At 72.4% G+C, this 24,342-nt stretch carries 21 protein-coding genes and 1 pseudogene; 12 read left to right on the top strand and 10 right to left on the bottom strand.

The annotated features are described in order from the left end of the window. Positions 1-28 precede the first annotated feature (28 nt). Positions 29-439: a MerR family transcriptional regulator gene (locus EDD40_RS14995; RefSeq protein ID WP_123743456.1), complete on the top strand. Its 411-nt coding sequence runs from the start codon at positions 29-31 to the stop codon at positions 437-439. A 54-nt stretch (positions 440-493) separates the two neighbouring features. On the opposite strand, the gene asnB is transcribed toward EDD40_RS14995, so the two are convergent. Beyond that, positions 494-2,422 (bottom strand): asparagine synthase (glutamine-hydrolyzing), encoded by a 1,929-nt coding sequence (gene asnB / locus EDD40_RS14990; protein ID WP_123743455.1) that lies wholly within the window; start codon positions 2,420-2,422, stop codon positions 494-496. A 207-nt stretch (positions 2,423-2,629) separates the two neighbouring features. Here asnB and ctaC point away from each other — a divergent pair, with 207 nt between their 5' ends. Next, complete coding sequence (ctaC, locus tag EDD40_RS14985) at positions 2,630-3,562, top strand: aa3-type cytochrome oxidase subunit II (RefSeq protein ID WP_123743454.1); 933 nt, start codon at positions 2,630-2,632, stop codon at positions 3,560-3,562. A gap of 12 nt (positions 3,563-3,574) precedes the next feature. After that, positions 3,575-3,991 (top strand): cytochrome c oxidase subunit 4, encoded by a 417-nt coding sequence (locus tag EDD40_RS14980; protein WP_123743453.1) that lies wholly within the window; start codon positions 3,575-3,577, stop codon positions 3,989-3,991. 343 nt (positions 3,992-4,334) lie between these two features. On the opposite strand, the pseudogene EDD40_RS44610 reads toward EDD40_RS14980, so the two are convergent. Continuing rightward, positions 4,335-4,706 (bottom strand): annotated as a pseudogene (locus tag EDD40_RS44610) (lysophospholipid acyltransferase family protein); the annotation flags it as partial. A 79-nt stretch (positions 4,707-4,785) separates the two neighbouring features. Further along, the gene (locus EDD40_RS14970; RefSeq protein WP_123743452.1) at positions 4,786-5,703 is read right to left on the bottom strand and encodes an MBL fold metallo-hydrolase; all 918 of its coding nucleotides are present in this window, start codon (positions 5,701-5,703) and stop codon (positions 4,786-4,788) included. Between the two features lie 82 nt (positions 5,704-5,785). Here EDD40_RS14970 and EDD40_RS14965 point away from each other — a divergent pair, with 82 nt between their 5' ends. After that, positions 5,786-6,658, top strand: coding sequence for a LysR family transcriptional regulator (locus EDD40_RS14965; RefSeq protein ID WP_123743451.1), 873 nt, complete (start codon positions 5,786-5,788; stop codon positions 6,656-6,658). Between the two features lie 62 nt (positions 6,659-6,720). Here the strand turns inward: EDD40_RS14965 and trpD are convergent, their stop codons facing one another. From trpD to EDD40_RS14950, 3 genes are read right to left on the bottom strand one after another with little or no spacing between them, the layout of a single operon-like run. Next, the gene (gene trpD / locus EDD40_RS14960; protein WP_123743450.1) at positions 6,721-7,767 is read right to left on the bottom strand and encodes an anthranilate phosphoribosyltransferase; all 1,047 of its coding nucleotides are present in this window, start codon (positions 7,765-7,767) and stop codon (positions 6,721-6,723) included. A gap of 7 nt (positions 7,768-7,774) precedes the next feature. After that, positions 7,775-8,185, bottom strand: coding sequence for a hypothetical protein (locus EDD40_RS14955; RefSeq protein WP_123743449.1), 411 nt, complete (start codon positions 8,183-8,185; stop codon positions 7,775-7,777). After that, complete coding sequence (locus EDD40_RS14950; RefSeq protein ID WP_246037669.1) at positions 8,182-8,631, bottom strand: hypothetical protein; 450 nt, start codon at positions 8,629-8,631, stop codon at positions 8,182-8,184. The genes EDD40_RS14955 and EDD40_RS14950 overlap by 4 nt, the downstream gene beginning before the upstream one ends. 84 nt (positions 8,632-8,715) lie before the next feature. Here EDD40_RS14950 and ctaE point away from each other — a divergent pair, with 84 nt between their 5' ends. The 4 genes from ctaE to qcrB are packed head-to-tail and all read left to right on the top strand — an operon-like array spanning position 8,716 to position 12,966. Further along, a complete protein-coding gene (gene ctaE / locus EDD40_RS14945; protein ID WP_082404045.1) occupies positions 8,716-9,324 on the top strand; it encodes an aa3-type cytochrome oxidase subunit III in 609 nt (202 codons plus the stop codon). A 44-nt stretch (positions 9,325-9,368) separates the two neighbouring features. Further along, positions 9,369-10,178 carry a cytochrome bc1 complex diheme cytochrome c subunit gene (gene qcrC, locus EDD40_RS14940; protein ID WP_123743448.1) on the top strand — a complete coding sequence of 270 codons (810 nt, stop codon included), beginning with the start codon at positions 9,369-9,371 and terminating at the stop codon, positions 10,176-10,178. Further along, complete coding sequence (gene qcrA, locus EDD40_RS14935) at positions 10,175-11,299, top strand: cytochrome bc1 complex Rieske iron-sulfur subunit (protein ID WP_123743447.1); 1,125 nt, start codon at positions 10,175-10,177, stop codon at positions 11,297-11,299. Before qcrC ends, qcrA begins: the two co-directional genes overlap by 4 nt. After that, positions 11,296-12,966, top strand: a complete 1,671-nt coding sequence (gene qcrB, locus EDD40_RS14930) for a cytochrome bc1 complex cytochrome b subunit (protein ID WP_123743446.1) — start codon at positions 11,296-11,298, stop codon at positions 12,964-12,966. The genes qcrA and qcrB overlap by 4 nt, the downstream gene beginning before the upstream one ends. A gap of 57 nt (positions 12,967-13,023) precedes the next feature. Here qcrB and EDD40_RS14925 read toward each other — a convergent pair whose 3' ends face one another. The 3 genes from EDD40_RS14925 to EDD40_RS14910 all read right to left on the bottom strand — a co-directional run bounded on the left by EDD40_RS14925 (position 13,024) and on the right by EDD40_RS14910 (position 15,904). Continuing rightward, a complete protein-coding gene (locus EDD40_RS14925; RefSeq protein WP_123743445.1) occupies positions 13,024-13,374 on the bottom strand; it encodes a hypothetical protein in 351 nt (116 codons plus the stop codon). A gap of 499 nt (positions 13,375-13,873) precedes the next feature. Further along, positions 13,874-14,158, bottom strand: a complete 285-nt coding sequence (locus tag EDD40_RS14915; RefSeq protein ID WP_123743444.1) for an Lrp/AsnC family transcriptional regulator — start codon at positions 14,156-14,158, stop codon at positions 13,874-13,876. A gap of 42 nt (positions 14,159-14,200) precedes the next feature. Next, positions 14,201-15,904, bottom strand: coding sequence for a DEDD exonuclease domain-containing protein (locus tag EDD40_RS14910; RefSeq protein ID WP_123743443.1), 1,704 nt, complete (start codon positions 15,902-15,904; stop codon positions 14,201-14,203). Positions 15,905-16,032: 128 nt separating this feature from the next. Between EDD40_RS14910 and EDD40_RS14905 the strand changes: the two genes are divergently transcribed. The 4 genes from EDD40_RS14905 (at position 16,033) to EDD40_RS14890 (ending at position 21,185) form a co-directional block, all read left to right on the top strand. Next, positions 16,033-17,382 carry an NYN domain-containing protein gene (locus tag EDD40_RS14905; protein ID WP_170185087.1) on the top strand — a complete coding sequence of 450 codons (1,350 nt, stop codon included), beginning with the start codon at positions 16,033-16,035 and terminating at the stop codon, positions 17,380-17,382. Positions 17,383-17,680: 298 nt separating this feature from the next. After that, positions 17,681-18,721, top strand: coding sequence for a C40 family peptidase (locus EDD40_RS14900; protein ID WP_123743441.1), 1,041 nt, complete (start codon positions 17,681-17,683; stop codon positions 18,719-18,721). A 61-nt stretch (positions 18,722-18,782) separates the two neighbouring features. Beyond that, complete coding sequence (locus tag EDD40_RS14895) at positions 18,783-20,045, top strand: hypothetical protein (protein WP_148088804.1); 1,263 nt, start codon at positions 18,783-18,785, stop codon at positions 20,043-20,045. A gap of 9 nt (positions 20,046-20,054) precedes the next feature. Next, a complete protein-coding gene (locus EDD40_RS14890; protein WP_123743439.1) occupies positions 20,055-21,185 on the top strand; it encodes a glycosyltransferase family 4 protein in 1,131 nt (376 codons plus the stop codon). A 138-nt stretch (positions 21,186-21,323) separates the two neighbouring features. Here the strand turns inward: EDD40_RS14890 and EDD40_RS14885 are convergent, their stop codons facing one another. Then, positions 21,324-24,212: an AfsR/SARP family transcriptional regulator gene (locus EDD40_RS14885; protein ID WP_170185086.1), complete on the bottom strand. Its 2,889-nt coding sequence runs from the start codon at positions 24,210-24,212 to the stop codon at positions 21,324-21,326. Positions 24,213-24,342 lie beyond the last annotated feature (130 nt).

The following is a 24,342-nucleotide window of genomic DNA, read 5'->3' as shown; positions in this document are numbered from 1 at the left end:
ACGCTCTTTCCGGCAGGGGTGGGAATAAGTGCTGATCGGCGAGCTCGCGGAGAAGACCGGCGCCACCGTGCGGATGCTGCGCTACTACGACCAGCAGGGCCTGCTCACGCCCCAGCGCACCGAGTCCCGCTACCGCGTCTACGACGAGTCCGATGTGGAGCGCGTCCGCAGCGTCCGCTGCCTCATCGGCTCCGGCCTGAACGTGCGCCTGGCGCGGCTGGTGCTCGCGCACGCGTTCGACCAGGACGTCGAGCTGCCCGAGGACGAAGCCGGCTGCGTGCCGCTGCTGCGCATGCTGAACGACGAGCTGACGTCCATCGAGGCCCGCATCGAGCAGCTGACCCAGAGCAAGCGCCACCTGGGCGAGCTGGTCGCCGACGTGACCCGGATCATGCGGGCCAAGGCCGACGGGACGTGCGTGGCCGAACCGGTGGCCTGAGGCGGCACGCGAAAGCCCCCGGCACGTGCGCGCCGGGGGCCTCCGCGGTGGGAACTAGAGCTTGACGGGGTAGTGCGGCTCCGGGACGACCGGGCGGATCCGGCCCTCCACGAAGATCCCGTGCCAGATCATGAACACCAGCAGCGCCCAGATCCGCCTGCTGTTGTCCGCGACACCCGACCGGTGCTCCTCGATGACCCGCAGCACCGCGCCCTTGTCGATGTACTGGTCGGTCTGCGACTGGCGCACGGTCTCCACCGCCCAGTCGTGCATCTCGTCCTTCAGCCAGTGCCGGATCGGCACCGGGAAGCCCAGCTTGCGCCGGTTGAGCACGTGCGCGGGCACGATGTCGCGGATCGCCCGGCGCAGCGCGTGCTTGGTCGTCTCCTTGGTGAGCTTCAGCTCCGACGGCACCTGCGACGCGATCCGGAACACCTCGGGGTCCAGGAACGGCACCCGCAGCTCGAGCGAGTTCGCCATCGTCATCTTGTCGGCCTTGACCAGGATGTCGCCGCGCAACCACGTGAACAGGTCCACGTGCTGCATCCGCGTCACCGGGTCCCAGCCCTCGGACTCCCGGTACACGTGCCCGGTCACGTCCTTGTGCGACACGTTCGGGTCGTACGTGCGCAGCACCTGGCGCAGCTGGTCGTCCATGAAGATCCGGGCGTTGCCGTAGTAGCGCTCCTCCAGCGTGAGCGCCCCGCGCCGCAGCAGGTCCTTGCCGCGCACGCCCTGCGGGATCTTCGTGGACACCTTGCCCATGGCCTTGCGCAACGCGCCCGGCACCTTCTCGAACGGCGCCAGCGACAGCGGCTCGCGGTAGATCGTGTAGCCGCCGAACAGCTCGTCCGCGCCCTCGCCCGACAGCACCACCTTCACGTGCTCACGCGCCTCGCGGGCGATGAACCACAGCGGCACCAGCGCCGGGTCGGCCACCGGGTCGTCCAGGTACCACGTGATCAGCGGCAGGGCGTCCATCATCTCCTGCGCCGTCACCGCCCGGACCACGTGCTTCACCCCGATCGCGGCGGCCGACTCGGCGGCCACGTCGATCTCGGAGTAGCCCTGCCGCTCGAACCCCGTGGTGAACGTGATCAGGTCCGGGTTGTGCTCCTTGGCCAGCGCCGCGACCACGGTCGAGTCGATGCCGCCGGACAGGAACGAGCCGACCGTCACGTCCGCCCGCATGTGCTTGGCCACCGAGTCGCGCAACGCCTCGGTGATCTCGTCGTACAGGCGGTTCTCGTCCGCCTCGCCGCGCACGGTCCGCGGCCGGAACGTGGCCGGGAAGTACCGCTCGACCACCGGCCTGCCACCCGGCTTGAGGGTGAACGAGGTGCCGGACTCGATCCGGTGAACCTCGCTCTGCAGCGACTCCGGCTCCGGCACGTACTGCAGGATCAGGTAGTGCTGCAGAGCCTTCTCGTCCACCTTCGGCGTGATGCCGATCGTCGGCGCCAGCTCCAGCACCGACTTCTTCTCGCTGGAGAACGCCACGCCGCCCGGACCGGCCGCGTAGTACAGCGGCTTGATGCCGAACGGGTCGCGCGCGCCGAACACCACCCGGCGCGCCTTGTCCCAGATCAGGAACGCGAACATGCCGCGCAGCCTGGCCACGGCGCCCGGGCCCCAGTAGTGGTAGGCGGCCACGATCGTCTCGGTGTCGCCGTCGGTGGCGAACACGGCGCCGAACTGCTTGGTCAGCTCCGCGCGCAGCTCCACGTAGTTGTAGATCTCGCCGTTGAACAGGATCGCGTAGCGACCCTGCTGGTCGTGCGGACCCCAGTGCAGGGGTTGGTGCGAGTGCTCGATGTCGATGATGGACAGGCGGTTGAAGCCGAAGACGACCTCACCGCCCTGCCAGGTGCCGCTCTCGTCGGGGCCGCGGTGCCGCTGGCAGCGCAGTGCCCCAGCCACCGCCGAGCGCGCCCGCTGGGCCTCGTTCTCGCCAGGGCAAACCAGTCCTACCAGGCCGCACACGCCGTAAACACCCTTCGTGTCGTGTGGAGAAGACTCCAGTATGCCGGGGGGCCGGTGTGTGACCGAAACTGCACTCCAAGGGGGCAGCCCCCGACGGGTGACGCGCCATGCGCTGAGCTACGCTCCCGCATGATCTGGCATGGGGGAAATTCCACCCCCCGCCTGCGAGCTTTGTGACGTTGAGGGCGACTGAGGAGGCGGCGAGCAGTGGGCCTGAAGGAGGGCACCAGGGCAGCCCGGCTGGCGAAGGTCGGCGGGCTGGTCGGCCTGGTCGGCGTCGGGGCCACGGGTTGCTCCACGGAAGAGGTGCTGCGCTTCGGTTGGCCGGTGGCCGTGACGCCGCAGGCCGAGGCGATGCGCGAGTTGTGGACCTGGTCGGTCGTCGCGGCTCTCGCGGTCGGCGTGATCGTGTGGGGCCTGATCCTCTGGTCGGTCGCGTTCCACCGCAAGAAGAGCGAGGAGCTGCCCCGCCAGGTCGCCTACAACCTGCCGCTGGAGCTCGTGCTGCTGGTCGTCCCGACGATCATCGTGGCGGTGTTGTTCTACTTCACCGCCGTGACGCAGAACTACGTCACGGACAAGTCGAAGACGCCCGACGTCACGGTCGACGTGATCGCGTTCCAGTGGAACTGGGAGTTCCAGTACCCCCAGTACAAGACCGAGTCCGCGGACCTGCCGGTGAGCACCGTCGGCACGTCCGGCGAGATCCCGCTGCTGGTGGTGCCGCAGGGCAAGTCGATCCGCTTCAACCTGCGCTCGACCGACGTCATCCACTCGTTCTACGTGCCGGAGTTCCACTTCAAGCGGGACGTCTTCCCCGAGCCGGAGAAGAACAACCAGGACAACGCGTTCCAGATCGACCAGATCGACCGGACCGGGTCGTTCGTGGGCCGCTGCGCCGAGCTGTGCGGCGTCTACCACGCCGTGATGAACTTCGAGGTCAGGGCGCTGGAGTCGGCCGACTTCGACCGGTACATCGAGCTGCGGCAGGAGACGAACCCGGACACCGGGCAGCCGTACACCGCCGCCGAGGCGCTGACCGAGCTGAACTGCGGTGAGCTGTGCACGCCGCACGCCGTGACGACCAAGCCCTTCGACACCGACCGGACTGTCCGCGAGGCGTCCGACGGTGGGAAGTAGGAGGACGCTGCGATGAAGGTCGAAGCCCGCATTTTTGACTTGGTGATGGCGTTCTCGTTCCTGATGGCCGTCGTGTACGGCTACTGGACGTGGGCGGACACCAACGCCGTCGAACCGACCGGCACGGTGGCGCTCGCGCTGACCGGCGGGTTGGCGCTGATCGTCGGCACGTACTTCCGGTTCGTCGCCCGCCGCATCGAGGTGCGGCCCGAGGACAACGCGGACGCCGAGGTCAGCGACGGCGCCGGTGAGCTGGGCTTCTTCAGCCCCGGCAGCTACTGGCCGATCGGCCTCGCGGCGGCCGCCGCGACGGCGGGCGTGGCCCTCGCGTTCTGGCACGTCTGGCTGCTGGTGATCGCCGTGGTGCTGCTGCTGGTCGCGGTGGGCGGTCTGGTGTTCGAGTACCACACCGGTCCGAGCCACGACTGAGTCCGACGACGTCGAAGGGGGCCACCTCGCGAGGTGGCCCCCTTCGACGTTCCCAGGCCGTCAGGCGGCGGCGTTCGAGCTCTGGTAGCTGTCCCACGTACTCCTGCCCGGACAGCTCCAGGATGCGGTAGACGATCTCGTCGGTGACCGAGCGCAGCACCGGCAGCGACTCCTGCATGCCCGCGTAGCGGTCGAAGCGCAGCGGCTCGCCGAACCGGACGGTGATCGGCCGGACCCGGGGCAGCCTGCGGTCGACCGGCTGCACCTCGTCGGTGCCGATGAGCCCGACCGGGACGACCGGCGCGCCGGACTCCAGCGCCATCCGGGCCACGCCGGTGCGGCCCCGGTGCAGGCGGCCGTCCAGCGAGCGCGTGCCCTCGGGGTAGATGGCGAACGCGCCGCCGTGCTCCAGGATGTCCTTCGCGGTGTCCAGCGACGCCCTGGCGGCCCGGCCGAGGCCCCGGCGCACGGGCACGTGGCCCAAAGAGCCGAAGAAGTAGCGGGACAGCGCGCCCTTGGCGCCCTTGCCCTCGAAGTACTCGGCCTTGGCGAGGAACGAGACCCGGCGCGGCACCACCATCGGGATGACGATGCTGTCGATGAACGACAGGTGGTTCGGCGCGAGGATCACCGGACCGTCGGCGGGCACGTTCTCCAGCCCTTCGACCGTCGGCCGGTAGACCAGCCGCGCCGCGGGCGCCACCACTCGTTTCATCACCGTGTAGAGCATGTGGACAGCATGACTGGCCCCGGTTGCGCGGCGGTGAAAAGGTGGCCGCAATCTCCGGGGCGACTCACCCCGCCGGTGTCGCGGTCGCCGTCCGGTGCTCGGCGCACAGGCAGCCGACGCCCTTCCCGATCCACTCGCGACCGGCCCACTCGGGGCGCCGTCGCACCATCAGCGCCTCGACCTCCGCGACGATCGCCTCCTGGCCCATCGCCGAGTCTCGGCGCGCCCACGTCTCGTCGCGCAGCAGCTCGAGGTAGTCGCGGACCTCGGTGAGCAGTCGTGCGTCGCCGATCTCGCCGTGACCTGGCACGACGGTGCGCGCGCCGGCGGCGGCGAGGCGCTCCACCACCGCCAGCCAGCGGGTGCCCGAGACGTCGGCGTCGTGCGGCGGGAACCAGGGGAAGATCGCGAACTGGCCCGCCTCGACCAGGTCGCCGGTGAACAGCACGTCCGCGTCCGGCACCCGGACGACCTGGTCGCCCCGGCTGTGCGCGCGGCCCGTGGCGCGCAGCTCCACCACCCGGCCACCGAGGTCCAGGGTGTGCTCGCGGTCGTAGACGACGTCGGGGCGCACGAGCTCGACGCCGACGAGCCGCCGGGCGACCGACTCGCCCAGACCCCGGAACACCTCCAGGTAGCCGGGGCCCTTGCGCTCCAGGTCGTCGGCCTGGTCGCGGTTGAGCAGGAAGGTCGCCTCGCCCGCGAAGACCTGCGCGCCGGACGCGTGCTCCGGGTGGAAGTGGGTCGTGGTCAGGTACAGCTTGCGGCCCCTGGCTCGCTCTACCGCGAACCGCAGCACGGCCTCGGCGTTGCGGACGCCCAGCCCGGTCTCCACCACGAGCACGGAGTGCGAGCCGCCGATGACGCCGATGTTGGGCACGAGCGGCACGCCGCCGTCCGGCACGACCACCAGGTCGCGGGCGAGCTCACGGGCGTCGGCGACCCGCACGGCGGGATCGGGCAACGAGGTGGGTTCGGTCATGCCACCAGTCCACTCCGGACCGGCCGGAGGCGTCCAAGACCGACGCCGCGCCGCCGATACCTCGCGGGTATCGTCGCCGGTGATGGACCTCCGCGAGCTGCGCTACTTCGTCGCCGTCGCCGAAGAACTCCACTTCGGACGGGCCGCCGCCCGGCTGCACATGACCCAGCCGCCGCTCAGCCGCGCGATCAAGCAGCTCGAAACCGACCTCGGCCACGTGCTGCTGCACCGCTCGCCCGCCGGGGTGGCGCTCACCCCGGCCGGCGCGTCGCTCTACGACGAGGCGCGCACGTTGCTGGCGCGGGCCGACCAGGTCCGCTCCAGGGTGGCCGCCGCGGCGGGCACGGCGTCCATCACCATCGGCACCCTCGCCGACAGCGCCGAGCGGGCGGGCGCCCGGCTGGCCGCCGCCTACCGCGCGCACCACCCCGGCGTGCACGTCCGGATCCGCGAGGCCGACTTCGCCGACCCGACCACGGGGCTGCGCGCGGGCCTGGTCGACGTGGCCCTCACCAGGGCGCCGTTCGACGACACGGGCATCGTCACGCACGTGCTGCGCCGAGATCCGGTCGGCGTGGTCCTGCGCGTGGACGACCCGCTGGCGGGCCGCGAGGGCGTGCACTCGGACGAGGTGGCCGACCGGCGGTGGTTCCGCCTGCCGGAGGGGACCGACCCGGTCTGGGCGGCGTACTGGAGCGGCGGGAAGCACCGCGAGGGACCGGTGGTGCGCACCGCGCACGAGTGCCTGCAAGCCGTGCTGTGGAACGGCTCGGTGGGGTTGGCTCCGCTGGGCCACGCGCTGCCCGACGGGCTCACGGCGGTGCCGCTGGTCGACCTGCCGCCCAGCCCCCTGGTGGTGGCCTGGGTCGGCGCCGAACCGGGCCCGCTGATCCGCTCGTTCGCCCGGCTCGCCGCGTCCGTCCACGGCTCCCGGGCGTCGCGGGTGGACCTCTGACGTCGGCCGGCCCTCAGCCGTCCGGCCGGCGGTCGACGTCGCCCGGACGCCGGGGGTCACCCTTACGCGAGGGCCGTCTTCAGCTCCGTCGACCGCGCCGCCCAGCGCCGCAGCAGGTCCGCCGCCGCCCCGGAGTCGATCGCCGCCGCAGCCCGGCCCATCGAGCCCGCCAGGTCCGCGTGCAGGTCGCCCGAGAGCCCGCTGTGCGTCGCGATCGCGCCCGCCGCGTTGAGCAGCACCGCGTCCCGCACCGCACCCGGCTTCCCGGCCACCAGGTCGCGCACGACCTCGGCGTTCACCGAGGCGTCCCCGCCCTTGAGGTCGTCGGCCAGCGCCGGCGCGAGGCCCAGCGCCGACGGGTCGATCCGGTCGGTCCGGACCTGCCCGCCGTCGGCCACCCACACCGACGTCGTGGTGGTCGTGGTGATCTCGTCCATCCCGTCGTCACCGCGCACGACCAGCATGGTGTTGCCCCGCCGCGCGAAGACGCCCGCGATCAGCGGCGCGAACGCCACCCGCGCGCACCCCACCAGGCCGACCTTCGGCTGCGCCGGGTTGGTCAGCGGGCCGAGCAGGTTGAACGACGTCGGGATGCCGATCTCGCTGCGCGGCGGGCCCGCGTGCCGGAAACCGGGGTGGAACACCGGGGCGAAGCAGAACCCGATGCCCAGCTCCTCCACGGTCTGCTGCACGCCCAGCGGCGGCAGGTCGATGGCCACGCCCAGCGCTTCGAGCACGTCCGCCGTGCCGCACTTGGACGACGCCGCGCGGTTGCCGTGCTTGACCACCGGCACGCCCGCGGCGGACGTGACGATCGCCGCCATGGTCGAGATGTTCACCGAGCCGGAGCTGTCACCACCCGTGCCGACGATGTCCGCCGCGCGCACGTCCACGGTGAACCGCCGGGCGTGCCGGAGCATCATCGTGGCGATGCCGTCGACCTCTTCCGGTGTCTCGCCCTTGGCCCGCAGCGCCACCGCGAACGCGGCGATCTGCGCGGGCGTCGCGGCGCCGGACATCACTTGGTCCATGGCCCACGCCGTGTCGTCCTGGGACAGGTCGACCCGGTCGACGAGCTGGTTCAGCAGTAACGGCCAGGTGCGCTCCACGGCGACCTCAGCCCCGGACGACCGGCAGCGCCGTCGAGCGCAGCACCTCGGCCACGGTCTCGGCGGCGGCCAGCGGGTCGAGCGGGTGCACCAGCACCGCGTCCGCCTGCGACCACGTCGCCAGCCACCGGTCGTCCCTGCGGCGCACCGCCACCACGATCGGGGGACAGTCGGTGATCTCGTTCTTCAGCTGCCGGGACAGGCCCATGCCGCCCGTCGGCTGCGCCTCGCCGTCCAGGATCGCCAGGTCGACGCCGCCGTTGTCCATCTCGTACAGGACGTCGGCGATCTTGCCCGCCTCGACGTACTCGACGCGGCCCAGGTCGGGCGCGGGTCGGCGGCCCACCGCAGTGATGATCGTCTCACGCACCTCGGGGCGGTGGCTGAACACCAGGATCCTGGTCGTCTGCGTGCTCATCGGCGCGATCCTCCGGCGGGTCGGGGTGCCAGGTGGGTCACGATGCTATCCGGCTGACGGTGCGTGACTTGCAGTGCGTCCCACCCGATCCAGTCGCCGCCGAGCCGCTGGGCCAGGCTCGCCATCCGGGCGCGCTCCTGGGCGCAGCGCAAGGCGTCCAACCGCTGCACCCGCAGCGCGTGCCAGCGATCTTCGTGGCGCAGCGCCCACCCGTCCGGGGCGAGCAGCTCGCGCGCGCGTTCTACCTGGTCAGGCGGCAGTTCGAGGTGGTGGCGCAGCACCGCGGGCTCGTCCGCCCGCCACCGCGGCGACCTGGCCAGCGCGGCCGAGTCGGCCTCCGCCACGTCGAACGCCTCCACGACCACCTCCAGACCGGGTGAATCGATCTCCAGTGCGGGTACACCCCGTCGCGCCCGTCGATCACGCAACCGGCTCAACAACCCCATGCCCGTCCTCACCGTGTGTGTGACCCAGATGACCTGCGCACGTGCCCCGGACCCGATGGGCGGGACGAAAACCTGCAAGCAATAATGCGTCGTGTGACAACGGCAGCGCCCTCAATCGGCCAGCGCGTGCACTCGCTGAACCGCCCGAACATGGTCAGCGTCGGCACGATCGTCTGGCTGTCCAGTGAGCTCATGTTCTTCGCCGGGCTCTTCGCCATGTTCTTCACGGTGAAGGCCCAGAACGAAGGGCACTGGCCACCAGCACCGACCCACCTGAACGTGCCCTACGCACTGTTCTTCACGATCATCCTGGTGGCGTCCTCGTTCACGTGCCAGTGGGGCGTGTTCGCCGCCGAGCGGGGTGACGTGTTCGGTCTGCGCCGCTGGTACATCGTGACGCTGATCATGGGCGCGATCTTCGTCGCCGGTCAGGCCGGTGAGTACGTCACCCTCGTCAGCGAGGGCACGACGATCCCGGCCTCGGCCTACGGCACCGTCTTCTACCTGACGACCGGCTTCCACGGCCTGCACGTGATCGGTGGCCTGATCGCGTTCGGCTACCTGCTGGTCCGCACGAAGCTGAGCAAGTTCACGCCCGCGCAGGCGACCTCCGCGATCGTCGTGTCGTACTACTGGCACTTCGTCGACGTCGTCTGGATCGGCTTGTTCGCCATCATCTACATCGTGCCCTGACCAGCTCGTACCCCGAACTCACACCAGCAAGGGTTGCCGCACACATGACCACCAACACCACACGGGCCCGGAAGCGCGGCACGAAGCTGCGCCGGCGGATCTCGGGCCTGCTCGCGCTGGGCTTCGCGCTGCTGGCCGCGGGCTTCCTGTTCAGCGCCCTCGCGCCGCAGCCGCAGACCGCGCAGGCGCAGGACGACCCGGCGCAGGTGCGACTGGGCGAGCAGCTCTACAACAACACCTGCATCACCTGCCACGGCAAGAACCTCGACGGCGTCGAGGACCGCGGACCCAGCCTGATCGGCGTCGGCGAGGCGGCCGTGTTCTTCCAGGTGTCCACCGGCCGCATGCCGATGGCCCGCCAGGAGGCGCAGGCGCAGCGCAAGCCGGCCAAGTTCACGCCGGAGGAGGTGGACGCGATCGGCGCGTTCATCCAGTCCCGCGGCGGCGGCCCGCAGACCCCCGCGGAGCGCGGCGAGGCGCTGCGCGGCGAGGACCCGGCCCGCGGCGGCGAGCTGTTCCGGCTCAACTGCTCGGCGTGCCACAACTTCACCGGTCGCGGCGGGGCGCTGTCGTCCGGCAAGTTCGCGCCCGAGCTCGACGGCGTGTCCGAAGAGCAGCTGTACACCGCGATGCTCACGGGCCCGCAGAACATGCCCAAGTTCTCCGACCGGCAGCTCACGTCGGAGGAGAAGCGGGACATCATCGCTTACATCAAGTCGGTGACCGACGGGAACAACAACCCCGGCGGCGCCCCCCTCGGCGGCCTGGGGCCGGTATCGGAGGGTCTGATCGCGTTCATCGTGGGTATCGCCGCACTGATCGGCGTGACCCTCTGGATCGGAGCCAAGGCATGAGCGGCGTGAAGCCGAACGAGCTGCCCGACGAGGCGGAACTCGCCGGGATGAGCCGGGACGAGCTGGTCAAGCTCGGCGCGGGGATGGACGGCGTCGAGATCGTCCACTACGAGGACCGCTGGCCGGTCAAGGGCACCCGCGCGGAGAAGCGGGCCGAGCGGCTGGTGGCCCTGTGGTTCACCATCGCCGCGCTCGCCGGCATCGCGTTCCTCGTGGCGTTCATCTGGTGGCCGTGGAAGTACGAGGCTCCGAACACGGACCACCACATCCTGTACAGCCTGTACACGCCGGTCATCGGCTTCACGCTGGGCCTGTCGATCCTCGGCCTCGGCGTCGGCGCGCTGCTGTACACGAAGAAGTTCATCCCCGAGGAGCTGTCCGTCCAGCAGCGGCACGACGGCGGGTCGTCCGAGGTGGACAAGGCCACGTTCGTGGCGCAGCTGGCGGACGCCGGCGAGCGCTCCACGATCGGCCGCCGGTCGCTCATCAAGCGCACCGCGGGCCTCGGCGCCGGCGTGTTCGGCCTCGGCGTGCTGGCCGTGCCGCTCGGCGGTCTGATCAAGAACCCGTGGGCGGACAGCGACTCCAAGGACTCGCTCTGGCACACCGCGTGGAAGTCCGAGAACGGCGAGAAGGTCTACCTGCGCCGGCACACGGGCGACTTCCACGAGGTCGCGCTGGTCCGCCCGGAGGACTTGGACGCCGGTGGTTTCGAAACGGTGTTCCCGTTCCGCGAGTCGGAGCGCGACGACGAAGAAGCCCTGGTCCACGGCCTGAAGCGGGCCGACAGCCCGGTCATGCTCATCCGCCTGCGCCCCGGCCAGCCGGTGGTCAAGCGGGCCGGCCAGGAGGACTTCAACTACGGCGACTTCTACGCGTACTCGAAGATCTGCACCCACCTCGGGTGCCCCACTTCGCTGTACGAGCAGCAGACCGGCCTGCTCCTGTGCCCCTGCCACCAGTCGCAGTTCGACGTCTTCCACTACGCCAAGCCCCGGTTCGGCCCGGCGACCCGTGCCCTGCCGCAGCTTCCGATCACGGTTGACGAGGACGGATACTTGATTGCCCGCGGCGACTTCATCGAGGCCGTGGGTCCGGCGTTCTGGGAGCGTAAGTCATGAGTGGCATCACCACGCCGACAAAACGGCAGGGCGCGGGCGCCCGCGTGGCGGGTGGCGCCGCCAAGTGGGCCGATGACCGGTTCCACATGGCTTCCGGCATGCGGAAGCAGCTGAACAAGGTCTTCCCGACGCACTGGTCGTTCCTGCTCGGCGAGATCGCGCTGTACAGCTTCATCGTCCTGCTGCTGTCGGGCACCTACCTGGCGCTGTTCTTCGACCCCTCCATGGAGGAGGTCGTCTACAACGGCAGCTTCGTGAACCTCCAGGGCATCGAGATGTCCCGGGCGTTCGAGTCGACCCTGCACATCTCCTTCGAGGTGCGCGGCGGCCTGTTCGTGCGCCAGGTCCACCACTGGGCCGCGCTGCTGTTCATGGGCGCGATCGTCGTGCACATGTTCCGGATCTTCTTCACCGGCGCGTTCCGGCGCCCGCGTGAGATCAACTGGGTCATCGGCATCGTGCTGTTCATGCTGGGCGCGATCGAGGGCTTCCTCGGCTACTCGCTGCCCGACGACCTGCTCTCCGGCACCGGCCTGCGGGTGATGGCGGCGCTGCTGATCTCGTTCCCGGTGGTCGGCACGTGGATCAACTGGCTGGCCTTCGGCGGCGAGTTCCCCGGCACGGAGATCATCCCGCGGCTCTACACGCTGCACATCCTGGTCATCCCGGGCATCATCCTGGCGCTGATCGCGGTGCACCTCGGCGTCGTCTGGTACCAGAAGCACACGCAGTTCCCGGGCGTGGGCCGCAAGGAGACCAACGTCGTCGGCGTGCGCATCATGCCGGTGTTCGCGGCCAAGGGCGGCGGGTTCTTCGCCGTGGTCGTGGCCGTCACGGCGATCATGGGCGGCATCTTCCAGATCAACCCGATCTGGAACTTCGGCCCGTACAACGCGGCGCAGGTGTCGGCGGGCGTGCAGCCCGACTGGTACATGGGCTGGACCGACGGCCTGATCCGCCTGTGGCCCGCGTGGGAGCTGTACCTGGGCAACTACACGGTGCCCGCGCCGTTCCTGCCGTTCCTCCTGGGCCTGCCGCTGCTGACCGGCCTCGCGGCGGTGTACCCGTGGATCGAGCGCAAGATGACCAAGGACTACGCGCACCACAACCTGCTCCAGCGCCCCCGCGACGTGCCGGTCCGGACGTCGCTGGGCGCCATGGCGATCGCGTACTTCATGGTGCTGCTGCTCTCGGGCGGCAACGACATCATCGCGATGAAGTTCGACATCTCGCTGAACGCGATGACGTGGATGGGCCGCATCGGCATGCTCCTCGTCCCGCCGCTGGCGTACTTCATCACCTACCGCATCTGCATCGGCTTGCAGCGCGCGGACCGCGAGGTGCTGGAGCACGGTGTCGAGACGGGCATCATCAAGCGCCTGCCGCACGGCGAGTTCATCGAGGTCCACCAGCCGCTGGGCCCGGTGGACGACCACGGCCACCCGCTGCCGCTGGCCTACCAGGGCGCGTCGGTGCCGAAGAAGATGAACAAGCTGGGTTCGGCCGGGCACCCGGTGCCGGGCAGCTTCTTCACCCCGGACCCGCCGGAGGAGAGCGCCGCCGTGGCCCGCGCGCGGGCCGAGCGCGGTGTCTCGGCGGACTCCCTGACCGCCGAGAACAAGGCGGCGGGCGAACTGGCCGGGAAGCCGTCCCAGCCGGAGGACTGACCGTTCACGCGACGAGGCCCCCGCACCGTGCCCGGTGCGGGGGCCTCGTCGTTCCGCTCAGCGGGCCGGGTCGTCCCGGTCGAGGAGCGTCCACCCCACCGCCCGCGCGACGGTGCCCAGCAGGCGGCGCCCGGCCCGGGTGGTGGCCTCGTCGGGCCACTGCGCCGTGCGGCCGGAGTGCGGGCACCACAGCGTGACGTCGAGGCTGACCACGAGGTCGTCGGGGGCCGCGGCGAACCGGCCGGAGGCGTCGACCTCGGCGTTGACCACCATCGCGCCGGTGTCGTCCCCGGTGAGCCACGTGGCGGCGCGGTCGTGCCTCAGCCCGAGCGCGGACAGCCGCTCACCGAGTTCCGCGAGCGGCAACGCCCGCCCCTCGGGGGCCCGGATCGCGAAGTACTCGCACACGAGCGCGAGAGTAGTGCCGGACGACCGTCGCGGACGTCCCCCCGCCACGGACGACCTGTTCCTCTTCCGCGGGAGGTCCACCGGGGACGCGGACGCCTCGGCGGGGCCGCGCGCCGCTCACCGGACGGTCGCGTTCGTCGGAAGGGCGGGTCGGGCGGATATCGTCCCGCCGTGCCCGGACCCCGACCGCTGCTCTTCCTCGACGTGGACGGCGCGAACGACGTCGTCGCGCCGCGGCTCGGTCTGCGTTCGTTCGCCTGGGCGGACGACGAACTCACCGACACCGACCGCGCGTGGGTGGCGGCGAAACCACCGAGGTCACGCCCCGCTGCACCGGGCCGACCCCCGGGCGGGGCTGACCGAGGCCGATTTCATGGCGTTGGAGGAGTGGCTGCGGCGCGTGCGGGCGGTGGCGCCGGGGCGAAGGGCGACGCCCTGAGGGCGCGCCCGCGCCGGCCGGCGGGGTCCGCCGGGTCTTCCTGTCGCGCCGCCGGTCCGGTCAGGCGTCTTCGAGCCCGATGGCGAACGCCGCGTCCGTGTCGCGCTTCGAGTACGACCGGAACGAGATGTGGGTGTCCGTGTTCAGCACGCCGGGCACCTTGGAGATGCGGCCGGGCACCAGGTCGGCCAGGTCCTCGTGCCGGGCGACCTTGACCAGGGCGATCAGGTCGACGTCGCCGGCGCACGAGTAGACCTCGGTGACGCCCTCGATGTCGGCGATCGCCTGCGCCGCGTCCGGGATGGTCTCGGCGGCGGCTTGGATCAGCACGATCGCGGTGATCACAGCGGTCCTCCACAAGTCGTCGGGGTGTCGACCGACCACATGCTAGTGGCCGGCCATCCGGTACTGGTCGCGACCGGCCTCGGCGCGGGCCACCCAGTCCCGCCACGCGCCGGCGGCGGAGGCCGGCGACGTCCACGGGCGGTCGCAGTGGACGAGCCGCGTCCCCGGCCGGTCGATCCACCGCAGCACCACGCCGACCTCCTCGGCGGGCGCGCCGAACAGCGGGCCCTCGCCCGGGACCACCGTCTCCGCCGACGCCACCAGCGCGTCGACCACCGGCATCGGCCGCGTGCCCCGACGCGCCACCCCGGCCGACGCCAACCGCCCGTGCCGCACCACGGCGAACTCCCACCCGCCGGACCCGTCGGGGCGCGCGGCCACCAGCTCGGGCAGCGCGGCCAGTCCGGCGAGCCGCTGCGCGCGGTCCAGCGAGCGCACCAACGACGACATGCGGTCGCGGCGGGCGGCGGCGTCCTCGAACCGGTGCGCGAGGGCGAGCGCGTCGATCTGCGCGGTCAGCTCCCGCAGCGGCGCGACGTCCGCCCCGGCCACCAGCCGGCGGAACGCCGAAGCGGCGGGGGAGTACTCGTCCACCGACTGCCGTCCCGCGCACGGCGCCTTGCACCGGCCCAGCTCGAACAGGGCGCACGGCGTGGCGGACGCGTTGCGCGCGGGGATCCGGATCGAGCACGCCCGCAGCGGCACGGCCTCCAGCACCGCCTCCAGCGCCGTCTCGGCCAGCCGCCGGGACCGGAACGGGCCGAGCGCCCCGTCGCGCGGCGTGCGGACCACGGAGAGGCGGGGGAACGCCTCGTCCGTCAGCACGAGCCACCACGCCTGCCCCTGGTTCTTGGAACGCCGGTTGTAGGCGGGCTTGTGCGCGGTGAGCAGCCGCAGCTCCCGCACCTCCGCCTCCAACGAGTGCGAGCACTCCACCGCGTCGACCCGCACGGCCAGCGCGACCATCTCCCGAAGCCGCTTGCGCCCCTCGCTCGCGGTGAAGTACTGCCGGACCCGCCGCCGCAGGTCGGACGCCGTGCCGACGTAGAGCACCTCTTCCGACGGCCCGCGGAACAGGTAGACGCCCGGGGTGGACGGCAGGTGCGAGGCGAGCGTCCGCTTGCGACGTTGCGCCGGCGTCACCTCGGGCAGGTAGGCGACCAGCTCCTCCAGCGAGTGCACCCCGACCGAACCGACCCGCTCCAGCAGGTGGTGCAGCACCTCGACGGTCGCGCGGGCGTCGATCAGCGCCCGGTGGTTCGGCTGCACGGACACCCCGAACAGGTGGGCCAGCGCCGACAGCCGGCAGCTCGGCGCCTCGTCCCGGCTGAGCACCCGGCGGGCCAGCTTCACCGTGCACACGACGGTCGGCTTGGGCCACGTGTACCCGAGCCGGGCGCAGGCGGCCTTGACGAACCCCACGTCGAAGCCGGAGTTGTGCGCGACCAGCACCGCGCCGGCGGCGAACTCGAGGAACGCGGGCAGCACCGTGGACAGCCGCGGCGCGCCGGTCACCATCATCTGGGTGATCCCGGTCAGGGCCACGACCTGCGGCGGGATGCCCCGCTCGGGGTCGACGAGGGTGCCGAACTCGCCGATCACCCGCCCGCCGCGCACCTTCACCGCGCCGATCTCGGTGATCGCGTCACCGTCCGCCCGGCCACCGGTGGTCTCCAGGTCGAAGACGACGAACGTGGTCTCGCGCAGCGGTGTGCCCAGTTCGTCGAACGTGAGCTGAGTAGTCATCGCGGCGCACCGTAGCGACCACCACCGACAGTCCGGCGCGGAGCACCGGTGATCGGGCGGTGATCGGGCCGGGCGACCGAGCGGTGATCGAGCACAGCGGTGCGACCCGGCACAGCTAGCCTGTACGGGTGCAAGACCCGATCGAGCCACCGGCAGGCGCCGACGACCTGGAACCAGACCAGGCCGTCGAGTCCACTGTGGACTGGTCCACCCTGCCCGAGCCCCTGCGCGCGCGGCTCGCGGAGCTGAGCGCGGACGCGTTGGCGGACCTGGCGAAGGTCGACATCCCGCAGTCGTTGCGCGCCGTCGCCCGGTTCGCGCCCACCAAGCGGGCCAGGCTCGGCGCGCCGGTGCTCATCGGCGGCCTGAAGGCGTCGGCGAACTTCCGGGCGGCGGTCGTGGAGTGGCTGCGGCGCAACCGGCCGGCCGCGTTGGAGGTGACGTCGCCCGACCCGGTGACGGCGGGCGCGGCGGCGATCCTGCAGGGCGAGGAGGTCGCGTCCCACTTCGTCGAGCTGGTCGGCAGGCGGGCGGCGGACGCGGCGCTGCGCTCCGAGCGCGACCTGGCCGTGCAGCGGGCCGAGCGGCTCGAGGTGGAGCTGGAGCGGCTCAAGGCGGAACGGGCCGAGGCGGGCGGCGCGGTGGACCAGATCCGCGAGGCGTCCGAAGCCGAGCTGGAACGGTTGCGCAAACGGTTGCGCGAGCAGGGCGTGCGGCTGCGCGAGGCGAAGGACCGGGCCGAGTCGTCGTCGGCGGAGGCGGACCGGGTGCGCGCGGAGGCCGAGGCCGCGCTGCGCCGGCTCACCGCCGAACGGGACCGCGAGCGCGAACGAGCCGAGCACGAGCGCGCCAAGGCGCAGCGGGCCGAGTCGGACGCGGAGGTGGCGCGCCAGTCGGCCAAGGAGGCGCGGCAGGCCGACGAGGTGCGGTTGGCCCTGCTGGTCGAGACGTTGGACGGCGCGGTGAACGGCCTGCGGCGGGAGCTGGCGCTGGGCGGCGCGGGCCCGCGGCCGGCGGACCTGGTGCGCGGCGCCAGCGCGGCGCAGGGCGCGGTCGGCCGGGTGGAGGACCCGGCGGCGCTGGACCGGTTGCTGGCCCTGCCCGCCGTGCACTTGATCGTGGACGGCTACAACGTGACCAAGACGGGGTACCCGGAGCTGTCGCTGTCGGACCAGCGGGACCGGTTGGTGCACCAGTTGGCCGTGCTGGCGGCGCGCACCGGCGCGGAGGTGACGTTGGTGTTCGACGGCGCCGGTGTGGTGGCCGTGCCGACGTCCGCGCCGCGCGGGGTGCGGGTGCTGTTCAGCGATCCGGGTGTGCTGGCCGACGACGTGATCCGGGCGTTGGTGACCGCCGAGCCCGAGGGGCGTCCGGTGGTCGTGGTGACGTCCGACCGGGCGGTGGCCGATTCCGTCCGACGGCGGGGCGCGCACCCCGTGCCGTCGGCGGTGCTGTTGGCCCGCTTGGGCCGGGTGTGACACAGATCGTGTTTTTAACACCACCGGTGGTTACACGACCAGGTCACAGCTAGGCCGTATGAGAAGAAAGGTGAACTGCGCGTGATTTACTTGCCCCGCTAGTGGACGCCGGACCTCACTTTTCGTAACCTAGCCGAGATCTCGCGGCGAGCAGTGGTCCATCCTGGGCCGCGACGCGGGTTCACCGCCGAATCGGCCTGTCGGGGTGCCGAGCCGGAAATCCCTCAGCAGAGGTGTGTCGGGTCGCGTCACGCGCCCGACCGGCAGGCGGGATCAGACGAAGGAGACACACGCGACTGTGGCGTCGCAACGACTCAAGCGCGGCCTGCGCGGGGCGATGGCGGCCACGGCGGTGGCCGCTGCCGCGGTGGGCGTCCTGCCCGTACCCGCCGGAGCCCAGCCGAACACCCCCGCGAACGCCTCCGAGGCGCTGAAGAAGTACAACGAGCTGGCCGAGCAGGCCACCAAGCTCAACGAAGAGCTCCTGCGCGCCGAAGAGCAGCGCAACGCCAACCAGACCGAGCTGGACAAGGCCAACGCCGACCTGGCGCAGGCGACCCAGGCGGGCGAGCAGGCGCGGACCGACGAGGAGACCTTCCGGGTCCAGGTCGACAAGCTGACCGAGGCGTCGTTCGAGGGCGCGCGGTTCAACCAGCTGTCGGCGCTGCTGGTGTCCGACTCCCAGCAGGACTTCCTGAACCGCATGTCCGCGCTCGGCGTGCTCGCGTCGGACAGCAACGAATCCCTCGAACGGCTCTCCGGCGCGGTCGACGCCGCGGAGGACGCGCGCCAGAAGGCGGCGGACGCCCAGGCCCGCGCGCAGGCCGCGACCGACGAGGCGATCAAGATCGCCGACGACGTCAAGAAGCGCAACGACGAGCTGCAGGGCCAGATCACCGAGGTCAAGGACCAGCTGGCGCGGTTGTCCGCGTCGGAGCGCACCACGCTGTCCAGCGTCGGCGAGCGGGTCAGCACCAACGTGCCCGCGGGCGCGGCGGGTGTCGCGCTGCAGTTCGCGCTGGACCAGCAGGGCGACATGTACCTGTACGGCGCGACCGGCCCGGACCGCTGGGACTGCTCCGGTCTGACGTCGAAGGCGTACGCCTACGCCGGCGTGTCCATCCCGCGCACCTCCGGCGGCCAGGCCGGCGCCGGGCGGCCGGTCAGCCGCGGCGAGGTCCAGGCGGGCGACCTGATCATCTACAACGGCGGCAACCACGTGGGCATGGCGGTGGACAACGGGCGGGTCGTGCACGCCTCCACCGACGGCGTCCCGGTCAAGGTCGTGCCGCTGGAGAACCCCGGCAGCATCTACGCGATGCGGCGCATCGCGGGCTGACAGTCGTGTCCGGCAGGGCCATCCTCGACGGGGGTGGCCCTGCCGTTGACAGTGGAGGCTCGTGAGCCGATTCCGGGGTGTGCTGGCCGCGTTGGTGGCCGTGACGTTGTTCGCCGGACTGGTCACGGCCGTGGTGCCGGCGACCCCGTCCACGCCCGCGGCATCGGCCGCGCCCGCCCGCGCGGACGCCGTGCGGGCGCTGCTGGACCGGCGGGCGCGGGCGGTGCTGGACCGGGACGAGCCGGCGTTCACCGCGGACCTCGACCCCCTCGCCGACGCCGGGTTCCGGCAACGGCAGCGCGACCTGTTCCGCAACCTCGCCTCGGTGCCCGTGGCCGAGTGGGAGTACCTGGCCCCGGGCCGGTCCGAGACCGACCTCGCCGAGCTCGACCTGCCCGCCGCCGACGAGGCGTGGGCCCCGGACGTGCGGCTGTCGTACCGGCTGCGCGGCGTGGACGTCGAGCCCAGCAGCCAGGACATGGCCTACCTGTTCACCCGGCGCGACGGCCGCTGGTACCTCAACTCCGACACCGCGCTGGAACCGCTGGGCAAGCGCACCTGGCGCGGGCCGTGGGACTTCGCGCCCAGCCACGTGCTCGCCGGCGCCGGCGGGTTCGTGCTGAGCCACCCCGGCGGCGAGGTGCTGGCCGCCCGGGTGCTGGCCGAACTGGACGGCGCCGTCACGGCGGTGACCGAAGTCTGGGGCCAGGCGTGGGCGCGCCAGGTGGCCGTGCTGATCCCGGCGAGCCCCGCCGAGATGGTCGCGCTGGTCGGGCCGGGGTTCGCCACCGGCGCCATCGCGGGCGTCGCGGTGGCCGACCGGGTCGACCAGGCCACGCACACCGCCCGCGGCCAACGGGTGGTGCTGAACCCGGACAGCGCGGGCGCGTTGTCGCCGTTGGCGTTGCGGGTGCTGCTGCGGCACGAGATCACGCACGTGGCGGCACGCGGCGAGACCGTGGACGGCGCGCCGATGTGGGTGCTGGAGGGGTTCGCCGACTACGTGGGCTACCGGCGCAGCGACGTGCCGCCGCCCAAGGCCGCGCCGCTGCTGGCCGCGCGGGTGCGGCAGTCGTTGCCCGACACCCTGCCGTCGGACGCCGACTTCCGCGGCGCCGGGATGGAGCTGGCCTACCAGGAGGCGTGGTCGCTGAACCTGTACCTGGCGTCGACGCTCGGCGAGCCGGGGCTGGTGGCCCTGTACCGGCGGCTGGCGCGGGTGCGGGCGTCCGAAGTGGACGGCGTGCTGCTGGAGACCACCGGCGGGGACGGCGCGGCGCTGGTGCGCGGGTGGCGGGAGTTCCTGCGGCGGTCGTTCCCGTAACGTGGTCGCGTGCGTCGGACCCTGTTGGTGACCAATGACTTCCCGCCACGGCCCGGCGGAATCCAGGCCTACCTGCACGCGCTCGCCGTGCGGCTGCCCGAGCTGGTGGTGTACGCGCCGTCGTGGGAGTCACCGGCCGGCTCGCACCCCGAGTTCGACGCGGCGCAGCCCTTCGAGGTGGTGCGGCACCCCGGGACGTTGATGCTGCCCACGCCGGACGTCGTGCGGCGGGCGTCGGACATCCTGCGCGGAGCGCGCTGCGACGCCGTGTGGTTCGGCGCCGCGGCGCCGTTGGCGTTGATGACGTCACGGCTGCGTGCCGCCGGCGCGTCGAGGGTGCTGGCGTCGACGCACGGGCACGAAGTCGGGTGGTCGATGCTGCCGGGCGCGCGGCAGGCGTTGCGGCGGATCGGGTCGGACGCGGACGTGGTCACGTTCGTGAGCCGGTACACGCGGTCGCGGTTCGCGGCGGCGTTCGGGCCGATGGCGGCGTTGGAGCACCTGCCGTCAGGGGTGGACACGTCGGTGTTCGCGCCTTCGGCGGCGGCGCGGTCGGAGATGCGCGCCCGGTACGGGCTGGGGGACCGGCCGGTGGTGGTGTGCGTGTCGCGGCTCGTGCCGCGCAAGGGGCAGGACGTGCTGGTTCGGGCGTTGCCGGAGATCCGGCGGCAGGTGCCGGGCGCGGCGTTGCTGCTGGTGGGCGGCGGGCCGTACCGGGGGACGTTGGAGCGGCTGGCGGCGTCGGTCGGCGTGGCGGAGCACGTGGTGCTGACCGGGTCGGTGCCGTGGGAGGAGCTGCCCGCGCACTACAACGCCGGTGACGTGTTCGCGATGCCGTGCCGGACGCGCGGGCGCGGGCTGGACGTCGAAGGCCTGGGCATCGTGTACCTGGAGGCGTCGGCCACCGGCCTGCCGGTCGTGGCGGGCCGTTCCGGCGGCGCGCCCGAAACGGTGCGCGACGGCGTCACCGGGCGCGTGGTCGACGGCCGCGAGGTGTCCGAGGTGGCCGACTCCGTCGCCGCCCTGCTGGCCGACCCCGACACCGCCGCCAAGATGGGCGCGGCGGGCCGCGAGTGGGTGACCGCGAACTGGCGCTGGGACGCCCTGGCCGACCGCCTGACCGCCCTGATCAACGCCTGAGCGTTCAACTCGGGTGTCCTGAACGTAGGACACACCTGTTCCGGACGTAGGACACGCGCGGCCTGAACGTTGGACTCTCGCGCGAGTCCTACGTTCGGAACGCGCGTGTCCTGCGTTCCGGCACCCCGAGTTGAACGTTCAGGTGGGCCCGGTGGGGGTGTGGTCGACGGTGGCCAGCTCGGCGCGGGCGTGGCGTTCGGTGACGCGCAGGCCCAGGTCGGACGTCAACGTGACGGCCTGGGTGGCCAGGGTCCGCGCCTCGGCGGTCTGGCCGAGGAGCCGGCGCACGCCCGCCAGGCCGACCAGCGCGCGGGCCTCGCCCGGCAGGTAGCCGATCCGCCGCGCCTTGGTCAGGGCCTGCTGGAACTGCTCGTCGGCCGTGCGCAGGGAACCGAGGCCGCGGTTCGCCGACGCCATCACCACCAGCACGTTCGTGGTGATCCGCTGGTCGCCGTCCTCCCGCAGCTCGGCCAACGCCCGGTCGGCCAGCTCCAGCGCCGCGGCGTGCTCGCCCAGGTCCAGCCGCACGGACGCGGTGCTCTCCAGCACCCGCGCGGCGGCTTCGCGGAACCCCGCCTCGGTCGACAGCCGCAACGCCTCGGACAGGTGGGTGAGCGCGCGCTGCGGCTCGCCCATGAGCTGCGACGCCACACCCAGGAGCGTCAACGCGGTGATCTCGCTGCCGCGCAACCCGTGCTCCACGCTGATCGCCAGCGCCTCGCCCAGCAGGTCCACCGCCTCGGCCAGCTCACCGGTCTCGATGGCGAGCATGCCCAGCCCGGTCAGCACGCCCGTCTCACCCGACCTCGACCCGCCGGACTCGCGCTTGAGCGCCAGGCACATCTCCAGGTCGTTGCGCGCCGACGCCAGGTCGCCCGACTCCAGCCGCACCACGCCGAGGTTCCCGCGCACCTCCGCCTCCGACGCCAGGTCGCCGGACATCCGGTGCAGGTCGACGGCACGCGTGTAGTGCGCGATGGACGTCTCGAAGTCGCCGAGCCGCCAGTGCAGCGTGCCCAGGTTCTGGTGCATCGCCGCCTCACCGGCCACGTCGCGCTGCTCGTGCGCGGCGTCCAGCCCGTACTGCGCGGTCGACAGCCACTCGGTGACGTGCTTGCCGATCCACAGGTAGCCGCGCAGCCCGTCGGCCAGCCGCCACGACATCGCGGCCGGTCCCCGTTCCGCCGCCGAGCGGATCGCCGCGGTCAGGTTCGCCCGCTCCGCGTCCAGCCACGCCCGCGCCTGCGCCGCCGTCTCGATCCGCGGCAGCCGCACCGCCCGCCCGGCCGGCGCGGGCAGCCGCATCAGGTCCGGGTACAGCAGCTCGGCGCAGTGGTCGACGGCCCGCACGTAGAACTCCAGCAGCCGCACGCGCGCCGCGGCCACGTCCTCGTTCCCGGCCTCCGCCATCTCGGCCGCGAACCGCGCCAGCTCGTCGTGGAACGCGTGCCGCCCGCCGTCGGCGCTCACCAGCCGCGCCCTGCTCAGCTGCCCGAGCAGCGCGGCGGCCTCCGGCACGGTCAGGTCGGCCGCGTTCGCCGCCGCCTCGACCGTGAAGTCCGGCCCCGGCACCACGCTGAGCAGCGCGAACAGCCGTCGCGCGCCCGGTGACAGGGCGGCGTGCGCCAGGTCGAGCGGACGGCGGTCGCCCAGCTTCTCCAGGTACCGCGCCACCGAACCGCCCGCCACCGACGCCGCCGCGATGCGCAGCGTCAACGGCAGGTGCCCGCACCGCCGCGCCAGCTCCTCCGCCGCCGGCCCGGTGCGGTGCAGCACGGCCAGCGACTCGTCCGGCTCGAACACGTCCAGCCCCACTCGCCGGGCGCCGTCGACGGCGATCAGCCCGCGCAGGTCGTCCCGGCTGGTCACCAGCACCGGGCAGCTCGCCGCGCCGGGCAGCAGCGGGCGCACCTGGTCCGGCGCGGCGGCGTTGTCCAGCACCAGCAGCATCCGCCGACCCGTCAGCAACGACCGGAACAGGGTGCTCTGCTCGTCGGAGTCGACCGGGATCTGCTCCGGCGGCACGCCCAGCGCGCGCAGGAACCGGGTCAGCACCTCCACCACCGGCGTGGCCGGCCCGGAGGCGTACCCGCGCAGGTCCACGTACAGCCGACCGTCCGGGAACCGGTCCCGCAGCCGGTGCGCCACGTGCACCGCCAGCGCCGTCTTGCCCACCCCGGGCACGCCGGTCAGCGTCACGATCGGCACCGCGGTGCGCGGGCCGTCGGGCGCGATCAGCCGGGAGATCCGGTCGACCAGCTCGGCCCGGCCGACGAACCCCGGCACGTCCGGCGGCAGCTGGTCGGGCACGTCCGGGTCGGCGTGCTCGGCGGGCGCGGCCAGGCTCGAGTCGCCGACCAGGATCGCCTGGTGCAGCTCGCGCAGCGCCGGGCCGGGCTCGATGCCGAGCTGCTCCCCGAGCACCCGGTCGGCCAACCGGAACGCCTCCAGCGCCTCGGCCTGCCGGCTGCCCCGGTACAGCGCCACCATCAGCTGCGCCCAGAACCGCTCGCGCAGCGGGTGGTCCGAGGTCAACGACCGCAGCACCGGCACCAGCCGCTCGTGGTTGCCCAGCGCCAGCTCGACGTCGTTGCGCTCCTCGTGCACCACCAGCAGCCGCTCCGCCAGCCGCGGCACCTCGTCGTCGCGCAACGCGTCCGACGGCACGTCCGACAGCGCCGGCCCGCGCCACAGGCCGAGCGCCTCGGCGTACAGCTCGGCGGCGTCGGCCAGGTGCCCGGACTGGGCGGCCTGCCGCGCCAGGCCCGCCGTGGTGGTGAACCGGTGCACGTCCACCTGCTCGGGTGGCACCACCAGCCGGTAGCCGTCCGATGTGGTCCGGATCAGCGACGGGTCGCCGAGCAGCTGCCGCAGCCGCATGACGTAGGTCTGCAACGTGCCGCGCGTGCGCGCGGGCGGGTCGCCACCCCACAGGAAGGAGACCAGCTCACCAATTGAGACAACCCGGCCGGCGCGCAGCGACAGGGCAGCCAGCAGCGCCCGGTGCTTACCTGCCCGAACAGGCACCGGTCGACCCTGTATGCGCACCTCAAGCGGGCCGAGAAGGCCGAACCACGGCCCAGCGCCCATCCGTCTGCGTCCCCTCGTTCCACCCTGCCGTGGCACAGCCTAGGGCGGGCGCTGACGGCACGAGTCA

This window comes from Saccharothrix texasensis (assembly GCF_003752005.1).
In the GTDB taxonomy this organism is placed as follows: domain Bacteria; phylum Actinomycetota; class Actinomycetes; order Mycobacteriales; family Pseudonocardiaceae; genus Actinosynnema; species Actinosynnema texasense.
Note: the sequence above shows the minus strand (reverse complement) of the source record. Positions and strands in the feature narration are given on the sequence as shown.

Excerpts from the sequence above, each read along its gene's own strand:
- EDD40_RS14980 (WP_123743453.1), top strand. The coding sequence starts at position 3,575 with ATGAAGGTCGAAGCCCGCATTTTTGACTTGGTGATGGCGTTCTCGTTC.
- EDD40_RS14970 (WP_123743452.1), bottom strand. The coding sequence starts at position 5,703 with ATGACCGAACCCACCTCGTTGCCCGATCCCGCCGTGCGGGTCGCCGAC.
- EDD40_RS14965 (WP_123743451.1), top strand. The coding sequence starts at position 5,786 with ATGGACCTCCGCGAGCTGCGCTACTTCGTCGCCGTCGCCGAAGAACTC.
- EDD40_RS14955 (WP_123743449.1), bottom strand. The coding sequence starts at position 8,185 with ATGAGCACGCAGACGACCAGGATCCTGGTGTTCAGCCACCGCCCCGAG.
- EDD40_RS14950 (WP_246037669.1), bottom strand. The coding sequence starts at position 8,631 with ATGGGGTTGTTGAGCCGGTTGCGTGATCGACGGGCGCGACGGGGTGTA.
- ctaE (WP_082404045.1), top strand. The coding sequence starts at position 8,716 with ATGCGTCGTGTGACAACGGCAGCGCCCTCAATCGGCCAGCGCGTGCAC.
- qcrC (WP_123743448.1), top strand. The coding sequence starts at position 9,369 with ATGACCACCAACACCACACGGGCCCGGAAGCGCGGCACGAAGCTGCGC.
- qcrA (WP_123743447.1), top strand. The coding sequence starts at position 10,175 with ATGAGCGGCGTGAAGCCGAACGAGCTGCCCGACGAGGCGGAACTCGCC.
- qcrB (WP_123743446.1), top strand. The coding sequence starts at position 11,296 with ATGAGTGGCATCACCACGCCGACAAAACGGCAGGGCGCGGGCGCCCGC.
- EDD40_RS14910 (WP_123743443.1), bottom strand. The coding sequence starts at position 15,904 with ATGACTACTCAGCTCACGTTCGACGAACTGGGCACACCGCTGCGCGAG.